This window comes from Petralouisia sp. (genome assembly GCF_056822245.1).
On sequence record NZ_JBQIOP010000059.1, the window covers coordinates 1 to 24,339 of the forward strand.

19 protein-coding genes are annotated in these 24,339 nt (G+C 44.7%); 6 read left to right on the plus strand and 13 right to left on the minus strand.

Going from position 1 to position 24,339, the window contains the following annotated elements; translation table 11 throughout:
* A partial coding sequence (locus ACTO17_RS17325; RefSeq protein WP_482558809.1) for a hypothetical protein occupies positions 1-191 on the plus strand: 191 nt, incomplete at its 5' end.
* 63 nt (positions 192-254) lie between these two features.
* Here the strand turns inward: ACTO17_RS17325 and ACTO17_RS17330 are convergent.
* From ACTO17_RS17330 to ACTO17_RS17350, 5 genes are all read right to left on the minus strand, one after another.
* Positions 255-833, minus strand: a complete 579-nt coding sequence (locus ACTO17_RS17330; protein ID WP_482558810.1) for a formate/nitrite transporter family protein — start codon at positions 831-833, stop codon at positions 255-257.
* Between the two features lie 260 nt (positions 834-1,093).
* The gene (locus ACTO17_RS17335) at positions 1,094-3,706 is read right to left on the minus strand and encodes a glycoside hydrolase family 3 protein (RefSeq protein WP_482558811.1); all 2,613 of its coding nucleotides are present in this window, start codon (positions 3,704-3,706) and stop codon (positions 1,094-1,096) included.
* Positions 3,707-3,767: 61 nt separating this feature from the next.
* Positions 3,768-4,613 carry a carbohydrate ABC transporter permease gene (locus tag ACTO17_RS17340; protein WP_482558812.1) on the minus strand — a complete coding sequence of 282 codons (846 nt, stop codon included), beginning with the start codon at positions 4,611-4,613 and terminating at the stop codon, positions 3,768-3,770.
* Positions 4,614-4,617: 4 nt separating this feature from the next.
* On the minus strand, positions 4,618-5,568 hold the full coding sequence (locus tag ACTO17_RS17345) for a carbohydrate ABC transporter permease (protein ID WP_172536526.1): 951 nt from the start codon (positions 5,566-5,568) through the stop codon (positions 4,618-4,620).
* A gap of 115 nt (positions 5,569-5,683) precedes the next feature.
* The gene (locus tag ACTO17_RS17350; RefSeq protein ID WP_482558813.1) at positions 5,684-7,105 is read right to left on the minus strand and encodes a carbohydrate ABC transporter substrate-binding protein; all 1,422 of its coding nucleotides are present in this window, start codon (positions 7,103-7,105) and stop codon (positions 5,684-5,686) included.
* A gap of 272 nt (positions 7,106-7,377) precedes the next feature.
* Between ACTO17_RS17350 and ACTO17_RS17355 the strand changes: the two genes are divergently transcribed.
* Together ACTO17_RS17355 and ACTO17_RS17360 are read left to right on the plus strand one after the other, a co-directional pair.
* A complete protein-coding gene (locus ACTO17_RS17355; protein ID WP_482558814.1) occupies positions 7,378-10,077 on the plus strand; it encodes a GH36-type glycosyl hydrolase domain-containing protein in 2,700 nt (899 codons plus the stop codon).
* A 37-nt stretch (positions 10,078-10,114) separates the two neighbouring features.
* Entirely contained in the window at positions 10,115-12,526 is a 2,412-nt protein-coding gene (locus tag ACTO17_RS17360; RefSeq protein WP_482558815.1) for a glycoside hydrolase family 94 protein, read from the plus strand.
* Between the two features lie 132 nt (positions 12,527-12,658).
* On the opposite strand, the gene ACTO17_RS17365 is transcribed toward ACTO17_RS17360, so the two are convergent.
* The 4 genes from ACTO17_RS17365 to ACTO17_RS17380 all read right to left on the minus strand — a co-directional run bounded on the left by ACTO17_RS17365 (position 12,659) and on the right by ACTO17_RS17380 (position 15,220).
* Entirely contained in the window at positions 12,659-13,417 is a 759-nt protein-coding gene (locus ACTO17_RS17365) for a helix-turn-helix domain-containing protein (protein ID WP_482558816.1), read from the minus strand.
* Between the two features lie 97 nt (positions 13,418-13,514).
* On the minus strand, positions 13,515-14,117 hold the full coding sequence (locus ACTO17_RS17370) for a sce7726 family protein (protein ID WP_482558817.1): 603 nt from the start codon (positions 14,115-14,117) through the stop codon (positions 13,515-13,517).
* 34 nt (positions 14,118-14,151) lie between these two features.
* A complete protein-coding gene (locus ACTO17_RS17375; RefSeq protein WP_482558818.1) occupies positions 14,152-14,670 on the minus strand; it encodes a CbrC family protein in 519 nt (172 codons plus the stop codon).
* Positions 14,657-15,220, minus strand: a complete 564-nt coding sequence (locus tag ACTO17_RS17380; RefSeq protein ID WP_482558819.1) for a GNAT family N-acetyltransferase — start codon at positions 15,218-15,220, stop codon at positions 14,657-14,659. Before ACTO17_RS17380 ends, ACTO17_RS17375 begins: the two co-directional genes overlap by 14 nt.
* A 437-nt stretch (positions 15,221-15,657) precedes the next feature.
* Here ACTO17_RS17380 and ACTO17_RS17385 point away from each other — a divergent pair, with 437 nt between their 5' ends.
* The gene (locus ACTO17_RS17385; protein ID WP_482558820.1) at positions 15,658-16,083 is read left to right on the plus strand and encodes a helix-turn-helix transcriptional regulator; all 426 of its coding nucleotides are present in this window, start codon (positions 15,658-15,660) and stop codon (positions 16,081-16,083) included.
* Between the two features lie 94 nt (positions 16,084-16,177).
* Here ACTO17_RS17385 and ACTO17_RS17390 read toward each other — a convergent pair whose 3' ends face one another.
* The 4 genes from ACTO17_RS17390 to ACTO17_RS17405 all read right to left on the minus strand — a co-directional run bounded on the left by ACTO17_RS17390 (position 16,178) and on the right by ACTO17_RS17405 (position 20,212).
* Positions 16,178-17,119, minus strand: a complete 942-nt coding sequence (locus ACTO17_RS17390; RefSeq protein WP_482558826.1) for a DUF1848 domain-containing protein — start codon at positions 17,117-17,119, stop codon at positions 16,178-16,180.
* A gap of 62 nt (positions 17,120-17,181) precedes the next feature.
* A complete protein-coding gene (locus ACTO17_RS17395) occupies positions 17,182-17,931 on the minus strand; it encodes a hypothetical protein (protein ID WP_482558821.1) in 750 nt (249 codons plus the stop codon).
* 39 nt (positions 17,932-17,970) lie between these two features.
* A complete protein-coding gene (locus tag ACTO17_RS17400) occupies positions 17,971-19,509 on the minus strand; it encodes an ATP-binding protein (protein WP_482558822.1) in 1,539 nt (512 codons plus the stop codon).
* Positions 19,502-20,212, minus strand: a complete 711-nt coding sequence (locus ACTO17_RS17405; RefSeq protein WP_482558823.1) for a LytR/AlgR family response regulator transcription factor — start codon at positions 20,210-20,212, stop codon at positions 19,502-19,504. Before ACTO17_RS17405 ends, ACTO17_RS17400 begins: the two co-directional genes overlap by 8 nt.
* Positions 20,213-20,519: 307 nt before the next feature.
* Between ACTO17_RS17405 and ACTO17_RS17410 the strand changes: the two genes are divergently transcribed.
* Entirely contained in the window at positions 20,520-22,109 is a 1,590-nt protein-coding gene (locus tag ACTO17_RS17410; RefSeq protein WP_482558824.1) for a dicarboxylate/amino acid:cation symporter, read from the plus strand.
* A gap of 17 nt (positions 22,110-22,126) precedes the next feature.
* A complete protein-coding gene (locus ACTO17_RS17415) occupies positions 22,127-23,704 on the plus strand; it encodes a dicarboxylate/amino acid:cation symporter (protein ID WP_482558825.1) in 1,578 nt (525 codons plus the stop codon).
* Positions 23,705-24,339 lie beyond the last annotated feature (635 nt).

The window sequence follows — 24,339 nt, forward strand, 5'->3', positions numbered from 1 at the left end:
GGTATGCCCGGAGCACGTTCTATTTGGCAAGGGTTAGAGGTGCTATGCGCATTGCTTGCTTATCGAAGTTATCTTATATAAATGTGGGTCAAGTTAAGACCTGGACTGCGGGGTGGAGGATATTCTTTGCGCGGAAAAGAATGGATAAATGCAAATCTGCAGGGGATGCCGGTAAATTTTACGCAGAATAAATTTCTCTGACAGGCTGTACCGACGGCTCCCCAACGGTAATTTTCTTTATGACTTTTACAGGCTTATTCCGGCTTCAAGCTGAAAAGCTTCGCGCCTATCCCATTGCCTGTGAGCATAACAATAAGATAACAAAATGATTTCAAACTATAGGTTCCGGCCAGATTAAAATAAAACATATTTGCAATGGAATGCTCAAATCCAGACAGTATGAATATCATGACAGGCGCAATAATAAACAGAATGTTTTTCGATTTATTATAATTATCAATTGCCAGATACATCATAACGCCGCAAAATACCGACAGAATAAAAACGGGCAGAACATCGTTATTTAACTTTCTATTAACAAGCTCCGAACTGTCAATGTTAAGATGTGCGGCTTTTATTAAAAATGCTGCCAGATATGTTCCGATAAAGTTTCCGATTATGATAACCGGCATATGTAAAAGTTCTTTTAAGTCTTTTACAAACCCGATTTTACCGGTGTACAAACAAAACCCCTGGGTTACAATGGTCAGCAGCCCAAAAGAAAACAGCAGAGAGCCTGTCACCCTGTTTTCTGCTGATAAATATACAATGCCGCCAATTCCAATCATTATGCCGGCATAAATTGATTTTATAAACATTTCCTTGGAACTCATAAATTTAAACAGCCGCCTTTCTGACAAAAATTACGATATTTAACTGCCGAAACGTTAAATTTCACTTGTATGGCGAAACCAAAACATCTTTCAGTTCCGCTTTGATATCATAATCATATTATCACAGGAGAACTGGAAAAGCTATGCTTTTTTTGAAGTGCGCTGCTTTTCCAGTTACGATTACTCCGGCGGTTAAATATTACTCCGGCGACTAAATATCGCAGCAGAGCCCATTTTTTGCATTCCGGATGCCAGTTTCTCTATCCCAGCCTGTTCACCATTGCAATCACCCTTTTTGCACAAGCCCGAATTGTCTCTTCTGATAGTTCTCCCCGCTCACAGGCTTTCCGGATATCCGCATCATCTTCCTGATTCCCCGGCATAATAATCTCATTTCCGGCAGCGGCGCATTTCCAGGGAATACTCCCATCCTCCGGAACTGTTGTGTTCCAGTCTGACATAACCACACCTTCAAATCCCCACTCTTCCCGCAGAACTCTGGTGCAGATATCCCAGGAATTAGCTGCATGAACGCCATTAATAAGGTTATACGAAGTCATAACGGCAAACGGCGCGCCTTCCTTTACTGCAATTTCAAATCCCCGGAGATAGATCTCTCGGAAAGCCCGCTGAGAAATGCAGGCGCTTACCCCCATTCGGTTATCTTCCTGATTATTGCATGCAAAATGCTTCACCGTAACGCCGCAGCTTCCATCCGCCTGTACGCTGGCAGCAACAGCCGCCGCAAGCTTTCCTGACAGAAGGGGATCTTCCGAATAATACTCAAAGTTCCGGCCGCACAGAGGATTCCGCTGAATGTTCATTCCCGGAGCAAGCCACAGATCCACATAGAATTCATCCATTTCCACAGCAACAGCCCGGCCAAACCGTTTCATTAAATCGACGTCCCAGGTCTGAGCCAAGGCTGTTCCAACAGGAAATGCGGTACAATACTGATAATAAGTGTCCGCATTCTCATGGTACTCCATTTCCTCCAGAAACCCATTTTCCAGGGAGCCAAGAACGCCCACGCCATACACGGAATCTGTTTTCCTGTCCACCTGATAACTCTGACGCAGGCGGAGCCCGGCCGGCCCGTCCGCCATAATCAGAGAACGGATGCCGTATTTAGCCTCCAATGCCTCTGTAGTCTCCCCCGCCGAGCCCGGCACCCGGATTCCTGCCGAACCAAGGGTGCTGGCTCCCATTGTAATATTTCCATACAGCAGCGGAATTAATTCGGAAACAGGCAATTCTTCCGCCGCAGTGTCAGTTTCCCCTGCTGTTGGAACCCCGGCCGCTTTTTTTACTTGAACCTTTGACCGATCATGATTTTCCGGCGCAGACTTCCCTTTTATTTCCGCATTCCCGGACTCTCCATTTCTTTCTGCCCTGGGCTGGAAAAGAAATTCCGGCGCCTTCTGCTCTTTCAGCGTCTGCATCCATTTCAAGGTCCGTTCTTTTGCATATGCCGGCCCTTCAAATTCCTCCAAGTCTTTCTGCAGCGGACAAATTTCCTTCGTCTGTTCCAACAAAACAGATTCCTTCACCGTAAGGATTGCCGCCGGCTGCAAAGCTTCCGCATGTTTCCCCAGCCACACTCCGTAAGAACCGGCCTCTATGATCCATGCCTGTTCTGTTTCTGAAAAAACAGCCAGCTGCTTCTGTTCTATGGCAATGGTTAGCTTCTGTGTTTCTCCCGGCTGCAAAAGACCTGTTTTGGCAAATCCTGCTAACCGATGTGATTCTTTTCCCTGAGGCGAAAACACATCCCAACGGGAATCCGTTTCCCTTTCTGCCGGCTCATGACAGGTTTCTCCCATCCCCTTTTGAGGCAGCGTCACATAAACCTGCACTACTTCACGGCCTGCATGGGTTTTCCCGATATTTTTTACTGCAGCTGTAAGTTCCGCTTCTGTTTCCCTTATCTCCATTCCATCATAATCAACGGAAAATTCCGTATAGGAAAGCCCATAACCGAAGGGAAACAGCGGCTGTACCCCGAAGCTGCTGAAATAACGGTACCCCACATAAATTCCCTCCCGGTATTCCTCTGTGGCAAGATTCCCATTCAGAGCTCCAAAGGTTTCCGCTGAAGGATAATCTTCATAGCGTTTTGCCCAGGTGGAGGTCAGCCTTCCTCCAGGCGCAGATTTTCCGAGCAGCACATCTGCCGCCGCATGTCCGCCCTCCTGCCCCGGCAGGGAAATATGCAGAATCCCTTTGATATTCTCTGCATCCTCCAGGATATCCGTCAGTTCCACCGGCGCGCCTGCATTGAGAATCAGCACAATGGGTATATTCTGACAGTTCAGAAAAAGAATGTCTTCCCGCTCCCGAGCGCTTAAATAATAGTCCCCTTCCGCTTTTTTGCGATCCTTGCCTTCACCGGAAATACGGCTTAAGACATACAAAGCCGCCGTAGCTCCACGTACATCATCCTCTGCAATCCTGCGCCCTTCCGGCAGGGAAAACGGATTTAAAGCATAGGCGTCAAAAGGATTTTCCATCTTTTTTGCATCCTTCAGAACCTTCTCCTTCCAATCATTTCTTGCCCTTTGATAACATTCCTCATAATCCGACAGCCATCCTTCACTTACAATAGAGACGCCTGCCTCTTTCAATCCCTGATAAACTGAGACATTATAACGGTTATTCACATCCCCGGAACCGGTTCCTCCTTTCACCGTTTTAGCCGCGCCGCTGCCAAACAGCGCAACAGGCGCTGACGCTGAAAGAGGAAGAACCCCTTCATTTTTCAAAAGCGCCATCCCCTCCGCCGCCAGTTCCCTGGCAAGCCTGCCATGCAATAGTTCCCGTTCAGAGGGGCGCTCCTTTAATGTACCGCTGTGGGCCTGCTTTAATTCTGCCATAATTTTCTCCATTCTGTGCATTTTTCAATATTTTCCGCTCCGTTTAGGCGCCGTCAAACAGTTACTCTTTCACACCTCCAAGGGTAACGCCTGCAATAATATACTTTGACAAGAACAGATACACCAGGATAATGGGCACAATTGCCACCAGAATCATCATGTAAATTTTTCCCATGTCAAAATTCATGTAATCCGCTCCCCGAAGGGTTGCAATCAAAATGGGCACCGTCATCTTATCCTTGGACTGAATGACCAGGGCCGGAACAAAATAATTATTCCAGGAACCTACAAAGGTAAAGATTGCCTGTACCGCAATGGCCGGTTTCATAATAGGGATTACAATCTGGTTGAAGGTTCGAAACTCTCCGGAACCGTCAATTCTCGCCGCCTCCACCAGGGACAGCGGAAGGGATGACTGCAGGTAACTGTACATAAAATAAAAAACAGACGGCGAAGCAATCGCAGGAATAATCAGCGGAAGCAGAGAATCATACATTCCCATATTCGTTACCAGCCGCAGAAATCCCATTGCCGTTACCTGGGTAGGCATCACAAGGATAGCCATAATAAAAGTAAAAGCCGCTTTCTTTAATTTAAAATTATACGCATACAGGCCGTAAGCTGTCAACGCTGAAAAATAAGTGCAGATTGCCGCCGAACAGCCGGAAACAATTAAACTGTTTAAAATTCCCCGGAACATCGGGAAAGTTCCGTCATTGGCAACATTTTTCAGGTTTTCCAGAAAATAATTTCCCGGCAGCGCAGAAAACCCTTTCTGCAGGTCTGCATGGGATCGTGTGGCATTGATAAACAGGATATAAAAGAAAAACAGGCACATGAAAGACAGAATAATCAGTACAATATGCGCTATAATGCTCCGAAAATGGTTTGTACCCTTTGATTTCATAAGCCTAACCCCTCCTTTGTTTTTTCGCTTTTTTTGCAGCCGCTTTCGAGCCGTCCGGATCATCATTATTGGTCATCCGATATACGATGAAACATAAAATTCCGCTGACCACAAACAGATATACAGACAATGCTCCCGCCATACCGTAGTTCTTACTCTTCAAATGGCTGTTCAAGAACATAATCAGCGTCATGGAAGTACGGTCCGGCGTACCCTGCCCGTTTGTGAGAATCTGCGGCACGTCAAACATCTGCAGGCCGCCGATAATGGCAGTAATCAGGGTATAAGCAAGAATAGGCCGTATCTGAGGAAGGGTGATGTAAAAAAAACGCTGTACGCTGTTGCAGCCATCTAGCTCAGAAGCCTCGAAAATATCCGGGCTGATTCCCATAATGGCAGCCATCAGCATAATCGTAGAATTACCGAACCACATCAGGAAATTCATTAGCCCCACCAATGACCGCGTTCCCGTTACAGAGCCCAGGAAATCTACGGGCTGGCTAATCCATCCCAAAGACATTAATATGGAATTAATCGGCCCATTGGTGGAAAACATGGTAAAAAACAGCATTGCAAATGCCGACGCCATAATCAGGTTTGGCAGATAAATCACAACTTTAAAAAACTGTGTCCCATGAATTTTCAGGCGCGCATCCACAAACCATTCTGCTAAAAGCAGCGCAATTACGATCTGAGGAATAAATCCGATGATCCAAAGCATCATAGTATTGCCTGCATATTTCAGCATATCAGAGCCCAACAGACTGATATAATTCTCCAAACCCACAAAGTTCGGCCCCACCTCTTTAATCCCTGAACGGTAATATTCAAAAAAACTGTACCGGATGGTATCCACCAGAGGAATCAAAGAAAAAATGAAAAAACTTACAAAAAATGGAAGGATAAATAAATATCCCCATTTTGCATAATCTATTTTTTTATGCTTCTTTTCCATAAACTGCCGCCCCTTTCTCTCTGTACGGCGCTGCCGCACCTTCTATGCAGCAGCGCCAAAATCATTGATTCCGGCAGGGAATCTTAATCATCTTTCATTGACATTCAAATCCTTTTTATTCCGGCCACTGAATTTCTGTGATATCCGGATAACGCTCTCTGATTGCCGTCTCAAAGTTGGCTTTCGCTTTCTCGAAATCAACCTGTCCCTGCAGATAGTCATTGAAAGAGTTCTGGATTAACTCCACACAGCCCTGATCATAAGCAGAAAGAGGCGCGATCTCAATATTTTCCGCTACAGGCGCAAAATATTTAAAGGCATTCTGGCCGCCCAGGAACTCAGAAGAAAAGCCCTCATCATCTTTCGCCGCCTGCTGCATCCCTGTCTTTGTATTGGTAAAGTCCGCATAATCCTTGGAAATCTTTAACAGATTTTCCTGATCCCCCGTTACTGCAAGAATTATATCTTTTACATGTTTCGGATTATCTGTACCTGTGCATGCATGTACATAGGAACCGCCCCAGTTATATTCCTGCGGAGGATTGGTAACTGCCCATGCGCCGTCTTCACCGTCCCAGTTAGGCTTTAATGTAAAATCAATCCCCCATGCCGGGAACAGAAATGCAAACACTTTGGAAGAAGAACTCATAGCCTTATTCCAGTCGTCGTTCCACTGGCCTTTCACATTCTTATCCAGATAACCTGCATCCAGCCACTCTTTGGAATCTGCAACCCAGTCCATAATCTTTTGATCCACTTTAATCACAGTTTCCCCGGGGCTGACCCAGGACTGCGCAATGCTGTTGCCATAGAGGCGGAATGTGTCTGCATAAGAAGAAAATGCAAAATACCCCTTTGCCTTCAGCTCTTCTGCCGTCGCTTTCATGGTATCCCAGTCCTTTACCTTTTCGCCCACCGCTTCCGGATCATCTGTGCCGAACACATCTTTGGCAATATCCCGGCGGTATACCAGAAGTCCCGGACAGCACTGCCAGGTGGAGCCTCTCTGAACACCGTCTGCATCAGAAGCCGTCACCTTGGTAAAGCTGTACTGATCCGCCAAATCCTTTTCCGGATCAATACCCAAATCAGTAAGCGGCATTGCAGCGTCTGCATCTGCATCCGTATATTTATTGACATAATCCGTTTCTGACAGGAAAATGTCTACCTTATCGTCTGCTGCAGCGTCTGCCTGATTCATCAGCGCTTCATCCAATTTCTGCTGATATACGCCGTCCTGATTGGGGTTGATGGTCCAGTGGATTTCCGTTCCGTCCTTTAAGGTAGTCACAGTTCCATCTTTGGAAGTCTCCTTTACCTCTGGGTAAACTGCTTCCACACGCTGACGGAATTCATCATTCCAGCTATAGATGTTAATCACCTTGCCCTCTTCTGTGCCGGTTTCTGCACTTCCCTCTTCTGTGCCGGTTTCTGTATTTCCCTCTGCAGAACCTGTGCCAGACGGTGAACCGCAGCCTGCCAGCGCACCTGCAGCCAAAGCCGCCGCCAAAAGAATACTAACTGCCCTCTTCTTCATTACAAAATCCTCCTTTTTCTTCTGCAGGCAAAACCTGCGTTTATTATAGGCAGGATTATAGCGTATAACTGAGTGCAGATATACTATGGATTTTAACAAAATATCAGATTCATGACCCTTTTACCTTAAATTTTTCTTTCTGAAACAGACGCAGATTCACGGAATATAATTTAGGTCATGATTCTGATATTTTTCTCATAGATCTGATTTTCCTCATATCCAAATTCCTATATGATAGTTCTATTAATAGATAAACGAAAGGAGAAATAAAATTGAAGCATATAACATTCACCGACGAACATGGCAGCTTCACAATCAGACAGCCGGAAAATACAAGCTATCTCTATTTTCCCCTTGCTTCTGAAACCGGCTTGAAAAGCGCAGTGACGCCAAATCTCGGCGGCGACGCCAAACTGGATCAGGAAACTTTCCTATTAGAACCCGTAAGTTCTGAAAATCTCCACAACAACCGTTCGTCCCGAAATTTCTGGTTCCGGGTAAAGGGTAAAGGCATTTACTCTGCCACAGGCGTTTCATCCGAGCAGGAAGCGGCAAAATTCTCTCCTGAACAGGAAAAAAGCACGCTGACCGGAGGATTTATGTGGCAGAAAACAGAGCGCGTCTCTGACATAATGCAGCTTGTCTCATCCATTACCATCTTTATTCCAAAGGACGCAAATGTGGAAATCATGCAAATTTCCATTCAAAACCAGTCAGACAAGCCCCAGGAGCTGACTCCTTATGCGGCTGTTCCCATCTACGGCCGCAGCGCTGACAATATCCGGGATCACCGAAATGTCACTTCCATGCTCCATCGCATCCAAGCCGATACACACGGGATCTGCGTCTGTCCCACTATGTCCTTCGATGAAAAAGGGCACCGTCTAAACAGCCGGATTTACTATGTTATGGGCATAGCAGGCGACGGCAGCGCCCCGGTCAGCTTCTATCCAACCGCGGAAGATTTCCTGGGAGAAGGCGGCTCCTTTACCCATCCCCGGGCTGTGTCAGAACCACTTCCAGGGGTTTCGGCTCCTTTTCAGACTGCAGGAAAAGAAGCTATGGGCGCTTTCCGCTTTAAAACAGTTTCCCTGGCTCCCGGTCAGCAGGCCGAATACACCCTGCTCCTTGGAACAGAAACCTGCCGGGAAAACATTTCTCATGTCTTTCAGTCTTACAATACACCTTCTAAAGTGCAGAAAGCCCTGGAAGACACCAAAACCTACTGGCAGAAAAAGACAGACATCTCCTTTCACACAGGAGAAAAAGACTTTGACAGTCTGATGAAATGGGTCAGCTTTCAGCCTTTCCTGCGGCGGCTCTTTGGCTGTTCTTTCCTTCCGCATCATGATTACGGCAGAGGCGGCCGGGGATGGCGGGATTTATGGCAGGACTGTCTCTCCCTGCTCTTGCTGGAACCAAAAAGCGTTCGTCAGACCATTGTCAAAAATTACGGCGGCGTCCGCATAGACGGAACAAACGCCACCATTATCGGCAGCGGGGACGGGAATTTCCTGGCCGACAGAAACGGCATCACCCGGGTATGGATGGATCATGCGCTCTGGCCTCTGATGACAACCAAATTATACATTCAGCAAACCGGGGATATCGAAATCCTCAATCAGCAGGTTCCTTATTTTAAAGACCAGCAGGTTCAGCGGGGCACGGCGCTTGACGGCCTCTGGAATGAATCATACGGCAGCCGGCAGCTGACAGAAAATCATCAGGTATATGCCGGAAGTATTCTGGAACACCTGTTTATCCAGCATCTTACCGCTTTTTATGAAGTGGGGAACCATAATATTTACCGGCTGCGGGATGCAGACTGGAACGACGCCCTGGATATGGCTTCTGAACATGGGGAAAGCGTGGCCTTTACCTGCGCCTATGCCGGCAGCCTTTTGGAGCTTGCTTCTCTAATCCGGCTGCTGGACGACTGCTCCCAGGAACATACCGCAATGCTGCTGGAAGAAATTGAAGTTTTGCTCTGCAATGATCTGGAGGCCTATGACGATGTCAGCAGAAAACAGAGCATCCTGACCGATTATACTTCTCTCTGCAAACACAATATCGCCGGAAAACGGATAAGCTTTTCACTTTCCTCCCTGGCTGTCAATCTGACCCAGAAAGCAACCTGGCTGATGGATCATATCAGAACCCAGGAATGGTTGGAAGGGACAGACGAAGAGGGCTGGTTTAACAGCTATTATGACAACCACGGCCGGCCCGCAGAAGGCTTTTTTCCAGAGAACGTCCGCATGATGCTGACCGGACAGGTATTCGCCATAATGAGCGGCGTGGCAGAAGAAACTCATATCCGGAAAATTGTAAAAAGTGCAGACCGTTATCTTTACCGAAAGGAAATCGGCGGTTACCGCCTGAACACGGATTTCCAAGAACTGAAATCCGATATGGGCCGCATGTTCGGATTTGCTTACGGAGAAAAAGAAAACGGCTCTGTTTTTTCCCATATGGCTGTGATGTATGCAAACGCCCTGTACCGCCGGGGCTTTGTCAGGGAAGGATGGAAAGCTTTGAAAACCCTGGCGGACGCCGCCTTAAATTTTGAGGTAAGCCGCATTTATCCCGGTATTCCGGAATATTTCCGTTCTGACGGACGGGGAATGTACCACTACTTAACAGGAGCGGCAAGCTGGTATCTGATGACAATGATTACAGAAGTATTCGGTATCCGGGGAGAAGCCGGAGATTTGATTTTGTATCCCAAACTTCTGGCCGAACAGTTCGATTCCAATGGAACCGCCTCCATCACCGTACCCTTTGCAGGAAAACGCTTTGCCGTTACTTATAAGAATAAAAACAGCAAAGATTTCGGCGCATACACCATAGGTTCCGCATTCTGCGGACAGGAGGAACTTACCATCTGCGAAGATTCCTCCGCCCTTCTTGCACGGAGCGTCATTGACGCCCTGCCGGGAGAAACTTACAGTATTATTGTGGAAATCATATAAATCACGAAACAAACCAAGAAAGGAAACTCACTTACTCATGAAATACGGATATTTTGACAACGAACACCGAGAATACGTCATTGAACGGCCGGACACCCCGGCGCCATGGGTCAATTACCTTGGCTCCCCGGCTTACGGGGCGATTATCTCCAACAATGCAGGCGGGTACAGTTTTGCCAAATCGGGGGCAAACGGCCGGATTCTGCGTTACATTTTCAACAATTTCGACCAGCCGGGACGATACCTTTACATCCGGGACAACGATTCCAAAGATTACTGGTCCGCTTCCTGGCAGCCGGTGGGCAAAGACCTGAATAATTATAAAAACCTTTGCCGTCACGGATTAGGCTATACACAAATGGAAGCTTCTTATGACGGCATCACCTCCAGGGCTTCCTACTATGTTCCTCTGGAAAAGTCCCATGAAGTTTGGGCTCTTACCCTGACCAATCATTCCGACAGGCCCCGGAGCCTTACGCTGACAGGCTACGCTGAATTTACCAACCACAGCAATTACGAACAGGATCAGGTAAATCTGCAATACTCCCTGTTTATCGGCCGCACTCTGTTTAAGGACAACCGGATTGTGCAGCAAATTCACGGAAATCTGGATGCACTGGCATCAGAAGAACAGATTGATGAAAAAAATGTAACAGAACGTTTCTTCGGCCTGGCAGGGGCAGCGGTTTCCTCCTATTGCGGAGATAAAGAACATTTTCTTGGGAAATACCAAAATTACAGCAATCCCCAGGGCATAAGCTCCGGCAACCTTGGAAATGCGCTAAGCTACAATGAAAATTCCTGCGGCGCCCTCTCCTGCATTGTCACTCTGGCGCCGGAAGAAACCACAACGATTGCATTTCTCCTGGGAGAAAAATACTCCGATGAAGCTGAGAACATCATTACCAATTACACAAATGCCAAAATAACTGTAAAACGGGAACTTGCAGAACTAAAATCCCATTGGCAGGAAAAACTGGATCGCCTGAAAGTAAACACCCCAAGCCCGGAATTCAACACCATGATTAATACCTGGAACGCCTACAACTGCTTTATGACATTTCTCTGGTCCAGGGCGGCGTCCTTTATCTACTGCGGGCTGCGCAACGGCTACGGCTACCGGGACACGGTGCAGGATATCCAGGGAATCATTCACCTTGCGCCAGAGGAAGCGGCCGAAAAAATCCGCTTTATGCTCTCCGCCCAGACCAGCAGCGGCGGCGGACTGCCTCTGGTGAAATTCACCCACCGCCCCGGCCATGAGGACACCCCGGACGACGCCTCCTACCGACAGGAAACCGGACATCCCGCATACCGGGCAGACGACGCCCTGTGGCTGTTTCCCACCGTTTATAAATATATTGCGGAAACAGGAAATCTCAAATTTCTGGAAGAGGAGATCCCTTATGCAGATAAGGAAACTGACAGCGTTTACGGTCATCTGAAGCGGGCCGTCCAATTTTCTTTGAACCACCTGGGTTCCCATCAGATGCCTGCCGGACTCTACGCAGACTGGAATGACTGCCTGCGTCTTGGCGCAAAGGGAGAATCCACATTTGTGGCGCTGCAGTTTTATTATGCATTGTCTATCCTGCAAATCTTTGCCGAATATAAAAAAGATATGGATTATCTGAAATATCTAAGACAAAAACAGGACGAACTGGGCGAAACCATCCAAAAGCTTTGTTGGGACAAAGATCGATTTATCCGGGGATACACAGAAGACGGCAGACAAATCGGCGCTTCTTCCGACCCGGAAGCCAGTCTGTGGCTGAACCCTCAGAGCTGGGCTGTAATCAGCAGACTGGCAGATAACGCCCAGGCAGACGCCATACTTGACACCGTATATCAGCGGCTGAATACCAATTACGGCGCGCTGCTGATGGACCCGCCCTACCACTCCCACGCTTTTGCCGGAGCTTTGGCAGTCATTTATAATCCAGGGGTAAAAGAAAATGCCGGCATTTTTTCCCAGTCCCAGGGCTGGATTATCCTGGCGGAAGCTCTTAAGGGCCACGGAGAACGGGCTTTTACCTATTTCATGGAAAATGCCCCCGCCGCCCAAAATAACCAGGCAGAAATCCGCCGCCTGGAGCCCTATTGCTACGGACAGTTTACAGAAGGCCGGGACAGCCGGCACCCTGGACGCTCTCATGTCCACTGGCTTACAGGCACTGCTTCCACAATGATGGTGGGATGTGTAGAAGGTATCCTGGGGCTTCGCCCGGATCTTTTTGGCATTCAGATATCCCCTGCCATTCCAAAAAGCTGGGAACACCTGGAAATAGAAAAGGATTTCCGCGGAAAACATCTTCACATCCGGATAGAAAACCCCAATCATCAGGAATCCGGCTGTGAAAAACTTATACTGAACGGAACAGAACTGGATGGAACTTATATCCCAGACAGACTGCTTCAGAAGGAAAATGAAATTGTCCTCTTCTTATAAAACGGAACATACCTGAAAAAGCTGAAAGAAAGACAGCAAAGATGCCGCAGAAAGGAAACACTGTGCTGACGTTTCCCCTCTGCGGCAATCTGCATCCACCTTCCGATGCAAGGTCTGCTCTTTCTGCCAACCTCATACATCTTTCTCAATCTCCCACTGCGCCATATAATTATTATCCCGATACTTCTTAGGCGTAATGCCCGTAAGTTCCCGGAACTGCTGAATGAAATGGCTCTGGGAAGAAAAAGACAGGCGGTTTGCAATATCAATAATAGAATAATCGCTGTATCGAAGAAGATTTTTGGCTTTTTCTATCTTCTGTATGCGGATATAGGCGCTGACAGAATCTCCTGTCTCTTTTTTGAACAGCCTTGACAGATAACTGGCAGACACCCCCAACTCATCCGATAAATCCTCAATAGTAATACGATCCTTAATATGGGAATAAATATATTCCTTGCAGGCGTTGATATGTTTTGAGTTGGTATCGCTGCGCCTGAGCTTACGCATTTTTTCCGTATAATCCAACACCATTTCATCATGCAGATCCCGCACTCCCTGCACCGTATGGATGTCATCCAACTTTTGAATGTAAAAATCACTCATTCGAAAAGCCTGCTCCAGTTCCATGCCCTTCTGCCTGCACAGACGGGTAATCATGGCCGTTGTAATTACAAAATGATATTTCAGGTTTGTTACCGGATTCCGCGATAAAATTCCAACCCCTTCACTGTCCAAAAAACGTTCCTGCTGACAGTTTTCCTGAACCGCCTTTATATTTCCGTTGGATACCTCCTGATAAAACAAAAACTCCTCTGTAGGCTGCCTGTGCTCTATCTCATCTATATCATCTTCTGCTTCCAACAGAAGCCACTCGTCCTGATAACCCATAGCATTTACCTGCTTTCTCTTTGAATGTTCATTTTTCTCTGTTCGCCTTTTGACAGACAGCCTGGGCAGTGATTTTTAAGTGAAATATCCCTGTCTTTTATTGCAGCTGTTTTAACAGGGCCTCCTTTTTATAGGCTCTGATATCCTCTTCAATCTTCGTGTAATCCCGCTCAAACAGTTCATCGCTGATCTGTCTGTACAATTGCTCTTTCGGAACTTTCTGCAATATCTTATCGATCACAAAATCCTTGCCTTTCTGCCTGTAGCGGGGCAGCTGATTTCTCTCCTGAATATGGACAAGCTCCGGCCGCCATAAAAGACCCATTTTCCGTTTCCAGTTTATATTTGGATTCTCCCCGGCTTCCCGCAGCAGGTAAAAATCCGGCCTTCCTTCTTCCAGTTCCACTGTAATAATGCCCCACCAATCCGGAACATGCTCCTCCACATGATGGGCATGTTTTGTGCCGGCCACAATATAGTTATAATCAAAATACTGGTCATAATCCCTGACCTGCCGGCCAAGTCTGGCATAAGTGTCCGCATCGCTTTTAATTTCCAGTCCGCAGAGGGCCTCCTGCAGCACCATTACCACATCCGCCCTGCTTCTTCCCATCTGTTTTTCTTCGATGATCCTGATTTTCCCGTAACTCTCTTCCAGGAAATCAAACAGCGGTTCCCGAATGTCTTTATCGTAAAGCATCTTCTTCCTTTTCCTTCTGTATCAGAATTTCTATTCAGTCAAAATCAATACATATAAAATGTTTTCCGCAGTGCAGGCACCGGAACAGATAGCCGCTGTCACATTGCAGATGTTCCCTGGCAACGGTAAAATCCACACCGCAGATATCTTCCCGGTAAGTCTCTTCTATCTCTTCTGCAAGCCCCTCTTTTTCTAACTTTTTCCAGTCATAATATCCAAGATAAGCGCAGTAATCGTCGCAGTGGGCAGGCCAATACTCCTGCTGCCAGCCGCAGTATCCAGGCGTACGGCAAACCAGCTCCTCCAATTTTGCAGGATCACTCACTGAATCGGTAGATTCCCCGTCCTGAAATTCCCCGTCATACGTTTCAGACGCCCTGCCGCTTTTAATACACTCCGGACATAGGTTTTCCACATCCTCCACAGAGTAGAAGGGGCCGGTATAATAGACATCTGTTTCTTTTTTGCAGCAATTGCAAATTACCGCCTGATCATTTTTAAACGCGCCTGTTTCCAGGGGATCCGGATGATATTTAAAATTATACTTTTCCATAAAGCTCCCTCCATTCCTCTTCCAAAATCGCCATCAATATATCATCTGCATATTCCTCTCCGTCTAAAACAGCGTTCTTAAGAACTCCTTCCTCCCGAAATCCTGCCGCAAGATATGCTTTCCTGGCGCGCTCATTGAAGGAAAACACATCCAGGCTCAGCCGGTGAAGCTTTAACTCCTCAAAAGCAAAATCCCGCGTCACCTGCACCGCCCAGGAGCCCAAACCTTTTCCCTGTGCATCCGGCTGAAAAATAACAATACGGAAGTTCCCGCTGCGGGCCTCCCAGTCAATCTCATTGATTACGCTCTCCCCCACAATGCGCCCGTCCCCGGCAATCAGCAGAAAATCGTATCGGTCCTCCGCCTGGACGCACTGCAGGAAAAATCCCACCACTTCCTCCCGGGTATAGGACTGCCTGCTTCCGGTTAAACGTATGACCTCCGCATCCAGAGGGCAGAAATTCTGGGTATAATAATTTTCTGCATCCTCCCGGCGGGACAAACGCAAAAGATAGCCGTCTTTTCTCCATTCTTTATCTGTTTTTTTCATCTGAATCTCCCTTGTCCTTGTATTTCCTTCCAAAAAATATGAATCTGCCATAATCATGAAACAAAATAACCTGGCTTCTCCTTTTTGATTTCTGTCTATAAATTACATTATATAGGAGACGCAGGAATTTATCAAATTCCTTTTTGATTAATTTCTCATCAGCCCATCTTCCACCTGGTATTTTTCCGAAAAATGAATGGAATCTGACTATGTTATCAATGAATCAGTAAAGCTCAATGAACCACATACACAACATATCCTTGATACAGTTCGCTCAAACAGCTATACTATTCACAGTGCAATAAAGGAAACTGAATTTATTCTTTAATTTCATACCATGTAAAAGTCCTTTTACATGAATTTCCCCTTTTGTAAAGGACATTTGATAGACAGACATACCGTAATTTTGTAAACTCATAAATGAAGGAGGACACACAATGAGGATAGCAGATAAAATTAAAAACGCTCGTATACAAAAGGAATATACACAGGAGCAGGCAGCAGAGAATCTTTTCGTATCCAGACAGACCATCTCTAATTGGGAAAATGGAAAATCATTACCTGATATTTTAAGCATTATTAGGATGAGCGAGCTATATGAATTAAGTATTGATGAATTGATAAAAGGAGATGACGTATTGCTGAAGAAAATAGAAAAAGATACCAAGGCTGTTAAGGCGGAGAAAAAAATTATAAAGTTTGCATGGATATCTATTGTAACAGGCACTATTCTAATTATTCTTGGAGAAATATTTGAAGGGAATCCATTGATTGATTTTATAAACGGAGCATTACCCTGGGTTCTCCTCAGTTTAATACTTTTATCAGCTATTTTGTATCTTAATAAAGAAGAAAAGGCATAAAGAGTAATGAGCTGAATTTATGTATGGGGGCTGTCGCATTAAGAAATTCTGCACCAGATGACCTTTGATGCGACAACCCTTTTTCTTTTAGAATTTATATATCCCAAATAGTCAGCTGCTTTTCCTTCAGCGATTTTACTTTTCTCTCTGTAATTTTATCATTTTCTGCAATTTTTCCGCATAAAAGCGGAGAATTAACATCGTATAATTTACAGTTTTGGAAAACACTTTCCTGGCTATCGTTTGCATAACAATATTGACATCCGTTTTTGCACGTATTGTATGCGCCTATATCAACACTTTCAATACAGCCGCATTCCTTCCTTTGATTCTTATCTTTATCTGCCTGAATTTTACACCCGATTATCTTTTCAATTAATTCTTTGTCAATACAGCAATTGTGCTCTATTCCACAGGATGACAAATCAACAGGTTCCGCACAAGACGCAACTTTGATATTATGGTTGCCCGCAATTAATGCAATTTCTTTTCCAAATGAAACTAAATCATTTTCTGTTGGAAAATAAGGATTTAATGTTTTCATGCTTCTTTTGTTTTTAGCATATATATCCACGAAACTTATGACACATTTAGCTGTGTATCCATGCAATTTTTCTGCAATTTGTTCAAATGCTTTTAAGTGGTATTCCATACTATATTTATCAGTAAATATAATTGGATCGTATCTCCATATCACCTTTTCCTTCCCGATTTTATGTGACAATTTTTGAAATATTGGAATCATTGATTTCTTCTTATGCGGAACATTACGTTCTATGTCATTGCCATAACCGGTAAGCGTAAATTGAAAATAATATTTATAATGATCCATTTCATCTAACCTTAATAATATTGGTTCAGGATTTTTCGTCCAAAAAACAATGCAGTCTACAACTTCCGGCGACAAAGTAATTTTACTAATCTGATGTGCATTCATCGGATTGCGGACATACACATATCCTTCCTTTATTCTGTTCAAAAACCATTCGGAATAATAATTTGGAATATCTGTTCTGCGGCTAACACTTAAAATCACTGTAATATCCACCCTTCTTGTTTCCCCGGACTTCCCTGATATTACTCCGGCGGTTAAATATCCTAAACATTCACATCAAATTTGGGATAATAGACATCTTCCAGCCTTTCTTTCTGCATCATCGCCTTTGCTTCCAATTCAGATTCAGCTTCCATATATTTGACAGAGATTGCCGGCTCTGCTGCTTTCAGCACAGAAATTTTCTCTGTATTTCCATTCAGCTTTTCGGCCTGCTGCACTTTTTTATTTTTCTCATCCTTTACTTTTTCTTCTTCCTCTTTCTCTTTCTTATCCTTTACTTTTTCTTCTTCCTCCTTCTTTTCTTTCTGTTTCTCCAACCGTTCCTCCATGTTCTTCTTCATTCTCTCTGCATTGGTCATATCTGTTTCCGTTACGGAATATACGGTACTCTGTATGCTGCCGTCCTTGTGAATCATCCATGTCTGCTGATAATAGGTTACCGTTCCGCCCAAAGCCTTATTTTGCGCTGAAAGCTGTTCATATCCCTGTTTTTCAAGTTCGGGAATTTTTTTCAGAAAATCCTCCAGTTCCTTTGCTTTTGCAGAATTGTCCGAACACTCCTTCAAATACTCACCGGATATTGTTATATTTCCCTTTGACATACAATCATAATTCTTCTGTAAATAAACATAATAATCTGATATGCCGTCCGTTCCTGCCTGTTTCATGTTCCCTGTCCGCGCAGACGCAGTATCTTTCGCTTCTGCTTTCGTTTCCGCCTCATTTTTTTGTGCGGCATATGCACCTTCATATACATTGCTGCAGCTGTTTCCAATACCTGTAATTGCCATGATTTTGTCCTCCTGTTTATAAAATTTAATACTTCGCTGCTATTTTGATATTTCTAATGGCGGTTTGGTTGATCCGTCATTCTTCAGCCGCCCATAATCCTTCGTCATTTCTCTATGCTTTTCATTTTTTATCATAACGGAAAGGATAAATACCCTGCCGTCTATCTTATAATCCATTGTGCCTTGATAGTTCCCGGCCGTATTTTTGATGTTTGCAAGCCCTATTCCGTGTACTTTTTTGTCTGCTTTATCTGTTTCGGGAAGCCCCGACTGCCCTTTCCGTTTCAGCGTTCCGTCAAAACTGTTTTCTATCTTGAAAATTAGCAGGTTATCTTTCCTGACAGACGACAGCCGGATAAAGGGTTTAGCTTCCGGCTCTTTGTCTTTCAGCTTCCGGCAGGCTTCCATTGCATTATCCAAAGCATTGCCTAAAATAACGCCTAAATCGTAACTCCGGATCACCAGATCAGAGGGGAGAAGCAGTTTTTTTACATCAAACTGCAAGTCCGGGGCAATGCGCAGCGCTTCATGGTATTTCATGTTGAGCAGCGTGTCAATCACGCTGTTTCCCGTCTTAAAAGAAAAGTCCAGACTGTCAAAAGTCTGGTTCAGTTCTGACAGATAGGTTTGCAGTTCTTCATTTTCACTTTCTCCCTTTTCAGCGGCCAGCTGCAGGACAACGGAAACCGTATTCTTCATATCGTGTTTCATGCTCCGTATGCCGGAATAGACACGCTCCATTTCCGCTATATGCTCCTGCATACTTCCTATCTGTTTTTCCAGTACGATTCTGCTGCTCCGTTCCCTGTTCAGATAAACCGTATCCTGAAACAGCTTTACTCCGTATAAGATAGACAGCAGCGACAAAAGCAGGATTGCGGGGAGGATGACCAGTAACAGCGGGTATTTGTCATACACCATTTCCACGCCATTTTCTTCTACCGTAAACAGGATCGTACGGAGCAGCGCACAAAACAGCAGGCTCACCACAGCCGGAGTAAGGATAGATAACAATTCTGTCCTCTGGAGCGCATAATCCTTTTCCCGATAATTGCGTACAATCCCTTTCAGTGACAGGTACAGCATCAGAATAAGCGCTGCTTCCCGAAAAATCTGATTCCCGATTACACTGACGTTTATTACTGTTTCAAAAGTTTTTTCAGAAGTGATAATCCCTTTCTCCAGACACAAGTTCCATACCATAAGCAGTTTATTCACTGGCTTATCAAGCAGAATCAGCACCAGGAATGCGCTGATATCAGCGACTGCACGGAAAGCAGCCGCAAGAAAGAGCGTAACCCCATGAAACGCCTTATAAAAACACATTGCTGTAACAAGCAGCATACAAAGTAACAGCGCCGTTTTCCAAACCGTCTTTACACTTTCATATCCTGTTGGGGGAAGCCAATAGATACATAGCCGTGACAGCCCGTAAACAGCCATAACATAAAGCCCATGAAAACGGCTTTTTGTCCTGCTCTCCAAAAAACTTCCTAAAAAATATTGCAGGCAGTACCCTTGAAGCAGAACGGAAACTACTGTAAAAACCGTAAAAATCAAATCTATCAGACTATACACTGAAAGCCCCTCCGTTCTGCAAGTACCACATATACGTATTGACAAATTCGCCGTATTTTTTCTTTGTCAAATAAACGGTATCGCCGCCTGTAAGCGTTATGCAGTCGCTTTTGTATTCCCTGATATGCGCCATATTTACAAGATATCCCCGGTGGCAGCGGTAAAATGACCCGCCAAGCTGCCTTTCCAGTTCGCCAAGCGCGGCATAGGCTTCAACGATCTCCTGCATGGTATGAATTTTCACTTTTCTTGATACACTTTCGATATACAGAATTTTGTCTGCGTCTATGGTAATTCCCCTGTTTCTTGTATTGATAAAAAGCTGCCTGTTCCGGCGCATGTGCCGCAGTCCGGCTTCCTTTAACGCCTCTTCAAAAACTTCCGTAAATTTCTGTTTGGTGACAGGCTTCAGTAAATAATGAAACGCATATATATCAAGAGCTTCAAACACATATTCCTTTATGCCCGTAATGAATATTAAGACGGTGTCTGTGTTCGTTTCCCTTACTTCCTTTGCCGCTTCAATGCCATTCATGCCGTCCATTTGTATGTCAAGGAAAATAATGTCAAAGGGCTTTGCTGCGGCAAGCAGTTCTTCCCCGGACGAAAAGCAAGCCGCATTACAGTCCGGCTTCTGGTTTTCTATCATTTCACGGAGCTGTTCCCGGATTACTTTTTCATCATCAACAACTGCTATATCCAAATTTCTCACTCCAAGCCTGTAATATCTCTATTTAATCTATCGGCAAAAAAATGGGATATGTTTGCAAAATGTAACGAAAGACAGTTTGAAATGTAACGAAAGAAATGATTTGTCTTGGGAAGAAACGGACACCTTTGAAAGCGGAAATAAATCATGAATATACTCTTTTTCCTCACAAGGATTTATAGCAAATCATACCAAAAAAAATACAAATTATCCCATACCCACCAAAGCAAAATTCTTATCTGCTATAAATATATAGAGCAGCTCAACTTAGTTATAGATTAAAAAAATAAGAGAAAAAATTATGGAAAAGATGAATTTAACTAATGAAAACATTGCGCAGACAAGCAGTCTTGCAGAAAAGACGCTTGGAGAATGGGGCGTTGATGCCAGAAATATTATCCAAATCCGGCTTGCAGTGGAGGAAACGCTGTTAAAGTACCAGGAGGCTTTCGGTATGGAGGCAGTATTTGCACAAAAATATATCAAACGTCTTAATCGTATCCGTCTGGAACTTTTTCTGCCAGGGGAAAGGTTTGATCCCTTTGATACAGGAGAGGAAGAACAGAGCCAGGTACTGCAGGGACTGCTTGCCAATATGGGGGTTGCACCTGCGTGGCAGTACAAAAATGGAGAGAATCTTATTTTATTTACTCCCAAAAAGAAGAAACGTTCTCAGATGGCTTCACTGGCGCTGTCCGTAATACTGGCTTTTTTGTGCGGCGGTGTGTGTAGTTTCCTGCCAGAGAATATCAGGACTTTTCTTGCAAATGAGATTATCAGCCCGGTATTTAACCGCTTTATGGGACTTTTATCAGCCATTGCAGGCCCTATGGTGTTTCTTTCAATTGTATGGGGAATATACGGCATTGGGGATATGGCGGCTATGGGCAGAATCGGAAAGAGGATGATTGGACGCTTTATGCTGATGACGATTCTTCTGACACTGCCCGTATGTGCATTTGCCATGCCGTTTTTTTCTCTTAAAATCGGAGACGGGGGGAAGTTTGATTTTTCTGAATTGTTTCAAATGGTTCTGGATATTGTACCAGGCAACTTTTTTACGCCCTTTACAGAAGGGAATCCTATGCAGATTATTTTTGTGGCAGTTATAATCGGAATCGCAATGCTGATTCTGGGAAACAAAGCTACGATTGCCGCGGCCTTTGTGGAACAGTCCAATTATATTATACAGCTTATTATGGAGACAGTCAGTTCATTTGTTCCCGTGTTTGTGTTTGGCAGTATTTTAAGTATGATACTGGGTAACAGCTTTTCGGTGTTTCTTCCTGCATATAAGGTGGTTCTGGTAATGCTTATGGGAGACGCCATTCTTCTGGCAGTGTATCTTGTGTTAGTATGCACAAGGAGGAAGGTGCAGCTTTGGGTATTGCTGAAAAAGATGATGCCCACGTTTCTGATTGCATTAACCACGGCATCTTCTTCTGCCGCATTTGGGGTGAATATGGAGTGCTGTGAAAAAGACCTTGGGATTGACAAAAGGATCGTTAATTTTGGTATTCCTTTGGGGCAGGTTATTTTTATGCCAGGGGTTTCCGTTATGTTTCTGGCGGTGGGATTTTGTATGGCTGAAATCTATGGCGTGACGGTTTCTCCGGCGTGGCTGGCTACAGCCGGTCTCATTGCTATTGTGCTTGCGGTGGCGGCGCCTCCTATTCCCGGCGGTGCGCTGACCTGTTATACGATTTTGTTTGTCCAGCTTAAGATTCCCATGGAGGCTGTAACGGTCACGATTGCCCTCAATGTAATACTGGAATTTATTACGACAGCGGTGAACTTGTTCTGTCTGCAGGCGGAACTTGTGGAACTGGCCGCCGATCTTGATATGCTGGATGTGAGAAAACTAAGAGAAGAAAAACATGAACGGATTTAATCTTTTAGGAGTTTAAAATGCAGGATTACACTCTGACAAATCATGATATAGATATGGCGTGCCATGAAGTCGAGACGTTTTGTGAACGCGCCAATGGGGAAAAAAGAGACATTCTCCGCACACGACTGACTGTGGAAGAGATACTGCTGAACTATCAGGAAGCTTTTGGCACAAATGGGACTTTTCAATTTCAGTGCAGAAAGCGGATAAACCGTCTGTATGCCAGTTTTTCTATTCCGGGAGAAAGAAACGATGTGGTTCATACAAACGGCGGCGAAGAAAGCGTTATTCTGAAAGGCATCCTTTCAGGTATGGGGGAAATTCCCACATGGCAGTTCAAAAACGGAGTGAATTACCTTACCTTTACATTAAAAAAGAAAAAATTATCTCCTGCAGTATCACTGTTGGCAGCAGTGGCGCTGGCTCTTTTTTGCGGTATGGTAAGCATTTTTCTGCCGGAAAAAACGGTTAATTTTCTTTCAGAGGAAATGATTACGCCTGTTTTTGACACATTTATGGGGTTGTTGAGCGCTGTTTCTGGTCCCTTGATCTTTTTGTCGGTGGCAGGCGGTATTTATAATATCGGGGATATTGCAACGCTGGGAAAAGTCGGAAAGCGGATGATCTATAGATTTTTATGGATGACGCTGATTTTTACCACAGTATTTGGCGTTGCCATCCTTCCGTTCTTTCCTCTTGCAGGCAGCGGCAGCAGTTCCTTTCAGCTTTCGGAGCTTCTGGAAATGGTTCTTGGAATTGTACCGGATAATTTTTTCACTCCTTTTTTGGCGGGAAATCCTTTACAGATTATTTTTCTTGCAGTCCTTACAGGGATGGCAATGCTGATTCTGGGGAACAAGGTTGGGATTGTTTCACTATTTTTAGAACAGGCAAATGCCATTGTATTACTAATCATGGAAAATATCAGCGCTTTTGTCCCCGTTTTCATTTTTGGCAGCCTGTTCAATATGATTCTTGGTAAAAACTTTTCTGTACTGCTGAAGGCATATAAAGTGCTGCCGGTTATGCTGCTTGGGGATGTTTTTCTTATGGCGGTTTATACAGGTCTTGTATGCATTCGTAAAAAAGTTTCTATGGCAGTCTTTCTGAAAAAAGTTTTTCCAGTTTTTCTGATCGGTCTGACAACAGCTTCTTCTGCCGCCGCATTTTTGGAGAACAGGAAAGTGTGCGCAGAAAAGCTGGGGATTGATAAAAAAATTGTAAATATCGGTGTTCCTCTTGGCCAGGTGGTATTCATGCCGGGATTTTCTATTTTATATTTTGTAATGGGAATTTGCATGGCGGAGATTTATGGTGTGAAAATATCTCCGGTATGGCTGATTACAGCGCTGATCATTGCGGTTGTACTGGCTGTGGCTACCCCGCCCATTCCCGGAGGTGCTCTTGCCTGCTATACGATTCTGCTTTTACAGCTTGAAATCCCTGCCCAGGCCATTGTGATTGCAGTTGCCATAAATGTGATACTGGATTTTTTTGCTACAGCAGTAGATTTGTTTTGTCTGGAGGCAGAATTGACAGAACTGGCGGGGGACCTTGGGATGCTGGATGTGGAGAAAATCCGGAAAACATTTTAAAATTCTTCCCATGAATGATGATGTGTGCATGTGTTTCCAGAATCACTTTTTCAGTACGCTTTAGGTAAGTATTACTCCGGCGGTTAAATATATAGAAGCACAATTTGGGATAGCAACGGCTGACCGCTTTCAGGAAAAAATACCCTGGTAAATTTAAAATCTACCAGGGTTAAATGCGGAAGATAGGACTTAAACAAATTTCCTTACACTGCAAACCCTCATAGAAAGAAGCTTTCCGCAAATCAGCTAATTGAGCTGTAACCAACTTGTTTTATTTATAGAAACAAAGCAAGTTCAATTTCATCCTCATCTTCATTTCCAGTTTCCCTAAAACCAAATTTATAATATAGATGCAGTGCAATGGAGTTATCTTTATTGCACATTAAAGCTGCTTTGTTAGATTGACCAAATGGTTTGGATGCAATATAATCCAAACATTTTCTTAAAGCAAGTCTATAATAAACACAAACGTGTAATTGTTTCCTATACAAAAACCATTGCGGGCAAACTGAAAAGTGCAACCAATTATTTTAACAATCGGGTAGGAGGTAGATAATTATTTTATCTACCGACCTCCCACACCACCGTACGTACGGTTCCGTATACGGCGGTTCCTTAGTTTTCACATACTTTCA

Excerpts from the sequence above, each read along its gene's own strand:
- ACTO17_RS17345 (WP_172536526.1), bottom strand. The coding sequence starts at position 5,568 with ATGGAAAAGAAGCATAAAAAAATAGATTATGCAAAATGGGGATATTTA.
- ACTO17_RS17375 (WP_482558818.1), bottom strand. The coding sequence starts at position 14,670 with ATGGAAAAGTATAATTTTAAATATCATCCGGATCCCCTGGAAACAGGC.
- ACTO17_RS17335 (WP_482558811.1), bottom strand. The coding sequence starts at position 3,706 with ATGGCAGAATTAAAGCAGGCCCACAGCGGTACATTAAAGGAGCGCCCC.
- ACTO17_RS17385 (WP_482558820.1), top strand. The coding sequence starts at position 15,658 with ATGAGGATAGCAGATAAAATTAAAAACGCTCGTATACAAAAGGAATAT.
- ACTO17_RS17365 (WP_482558816.1), bottom strand. The coding sequence starts at position 13,417 with ATGGGTTATCAGGACGAGTGGCTTCTGTTGGAAGCAGAAGATGATATA.
- ACTO17_RS17410 (WP_482558824.1), top strand. The coding sequence starts at position 20,520 with ATGGAAAAGATGAATTTAACTAATGAAAACATTGCGCAGACAAGCAGT.
- ACTO17_RS17415 (WP_482558825.1), top strand. The coding sequence starts at position 22,127 with ATGCAGGATTACACTCTGACAAATCATGATATAGATATGGCGTGCCAT.
- ACTO17_RS17370 (WP_482558817.1), bottom strand. The coding sequence starts at position 14,117 with ATGCTTTACGATAAAGACATTCGGGAACCGCTGTTTGATTTCCTGGAA.
- ACTO17_RS17380 (WP_482558819.1), bottom strand. The coding sequence starts at position 15,220 with ATGAAAAAAACAGATAAAGAATGGAGAAAAGACGGCTATCTTTTGCGT.
- ACTO17_RS17340 (WP_482558812.1), bottom strand. The coding sequence starts at position 4,613 with ATGAAATCAAAGGGTACAAACCATTTTCGGAGCATTATAGCGCATATT.
- ACTO17_RS17360 (WP_482558815.1), top strand. The coding sequence starts at position 10,115 with ATGAAATACGGATATTTTGACAACGAACACCGAGAATACGTCATTGAA.
- ACTO17_RS17330 (WP_482558810.1), bottom strand. The coding sequence starts at position 833 with ATGAGTTCCAAGGAAATGTTTATAAAATCAATTTATGCCGGCATAATG.
- ACTO17_RS17350 (WP_482558813.1), bottom strand. The coding sequence starts at position 7,105 with ATGAAGAAGAGGGCAGTTAGTATTCTTTTGGCGGCGGCTTTGGCTGCA.
- ACTO17_RS17395 (WP_482558821.1), bottom strand. The coding sequence starts at position 17,931 with ATGGCAATTACAGGTATTGGAAACAGCTGCAGCAATGTATATGAAGGT.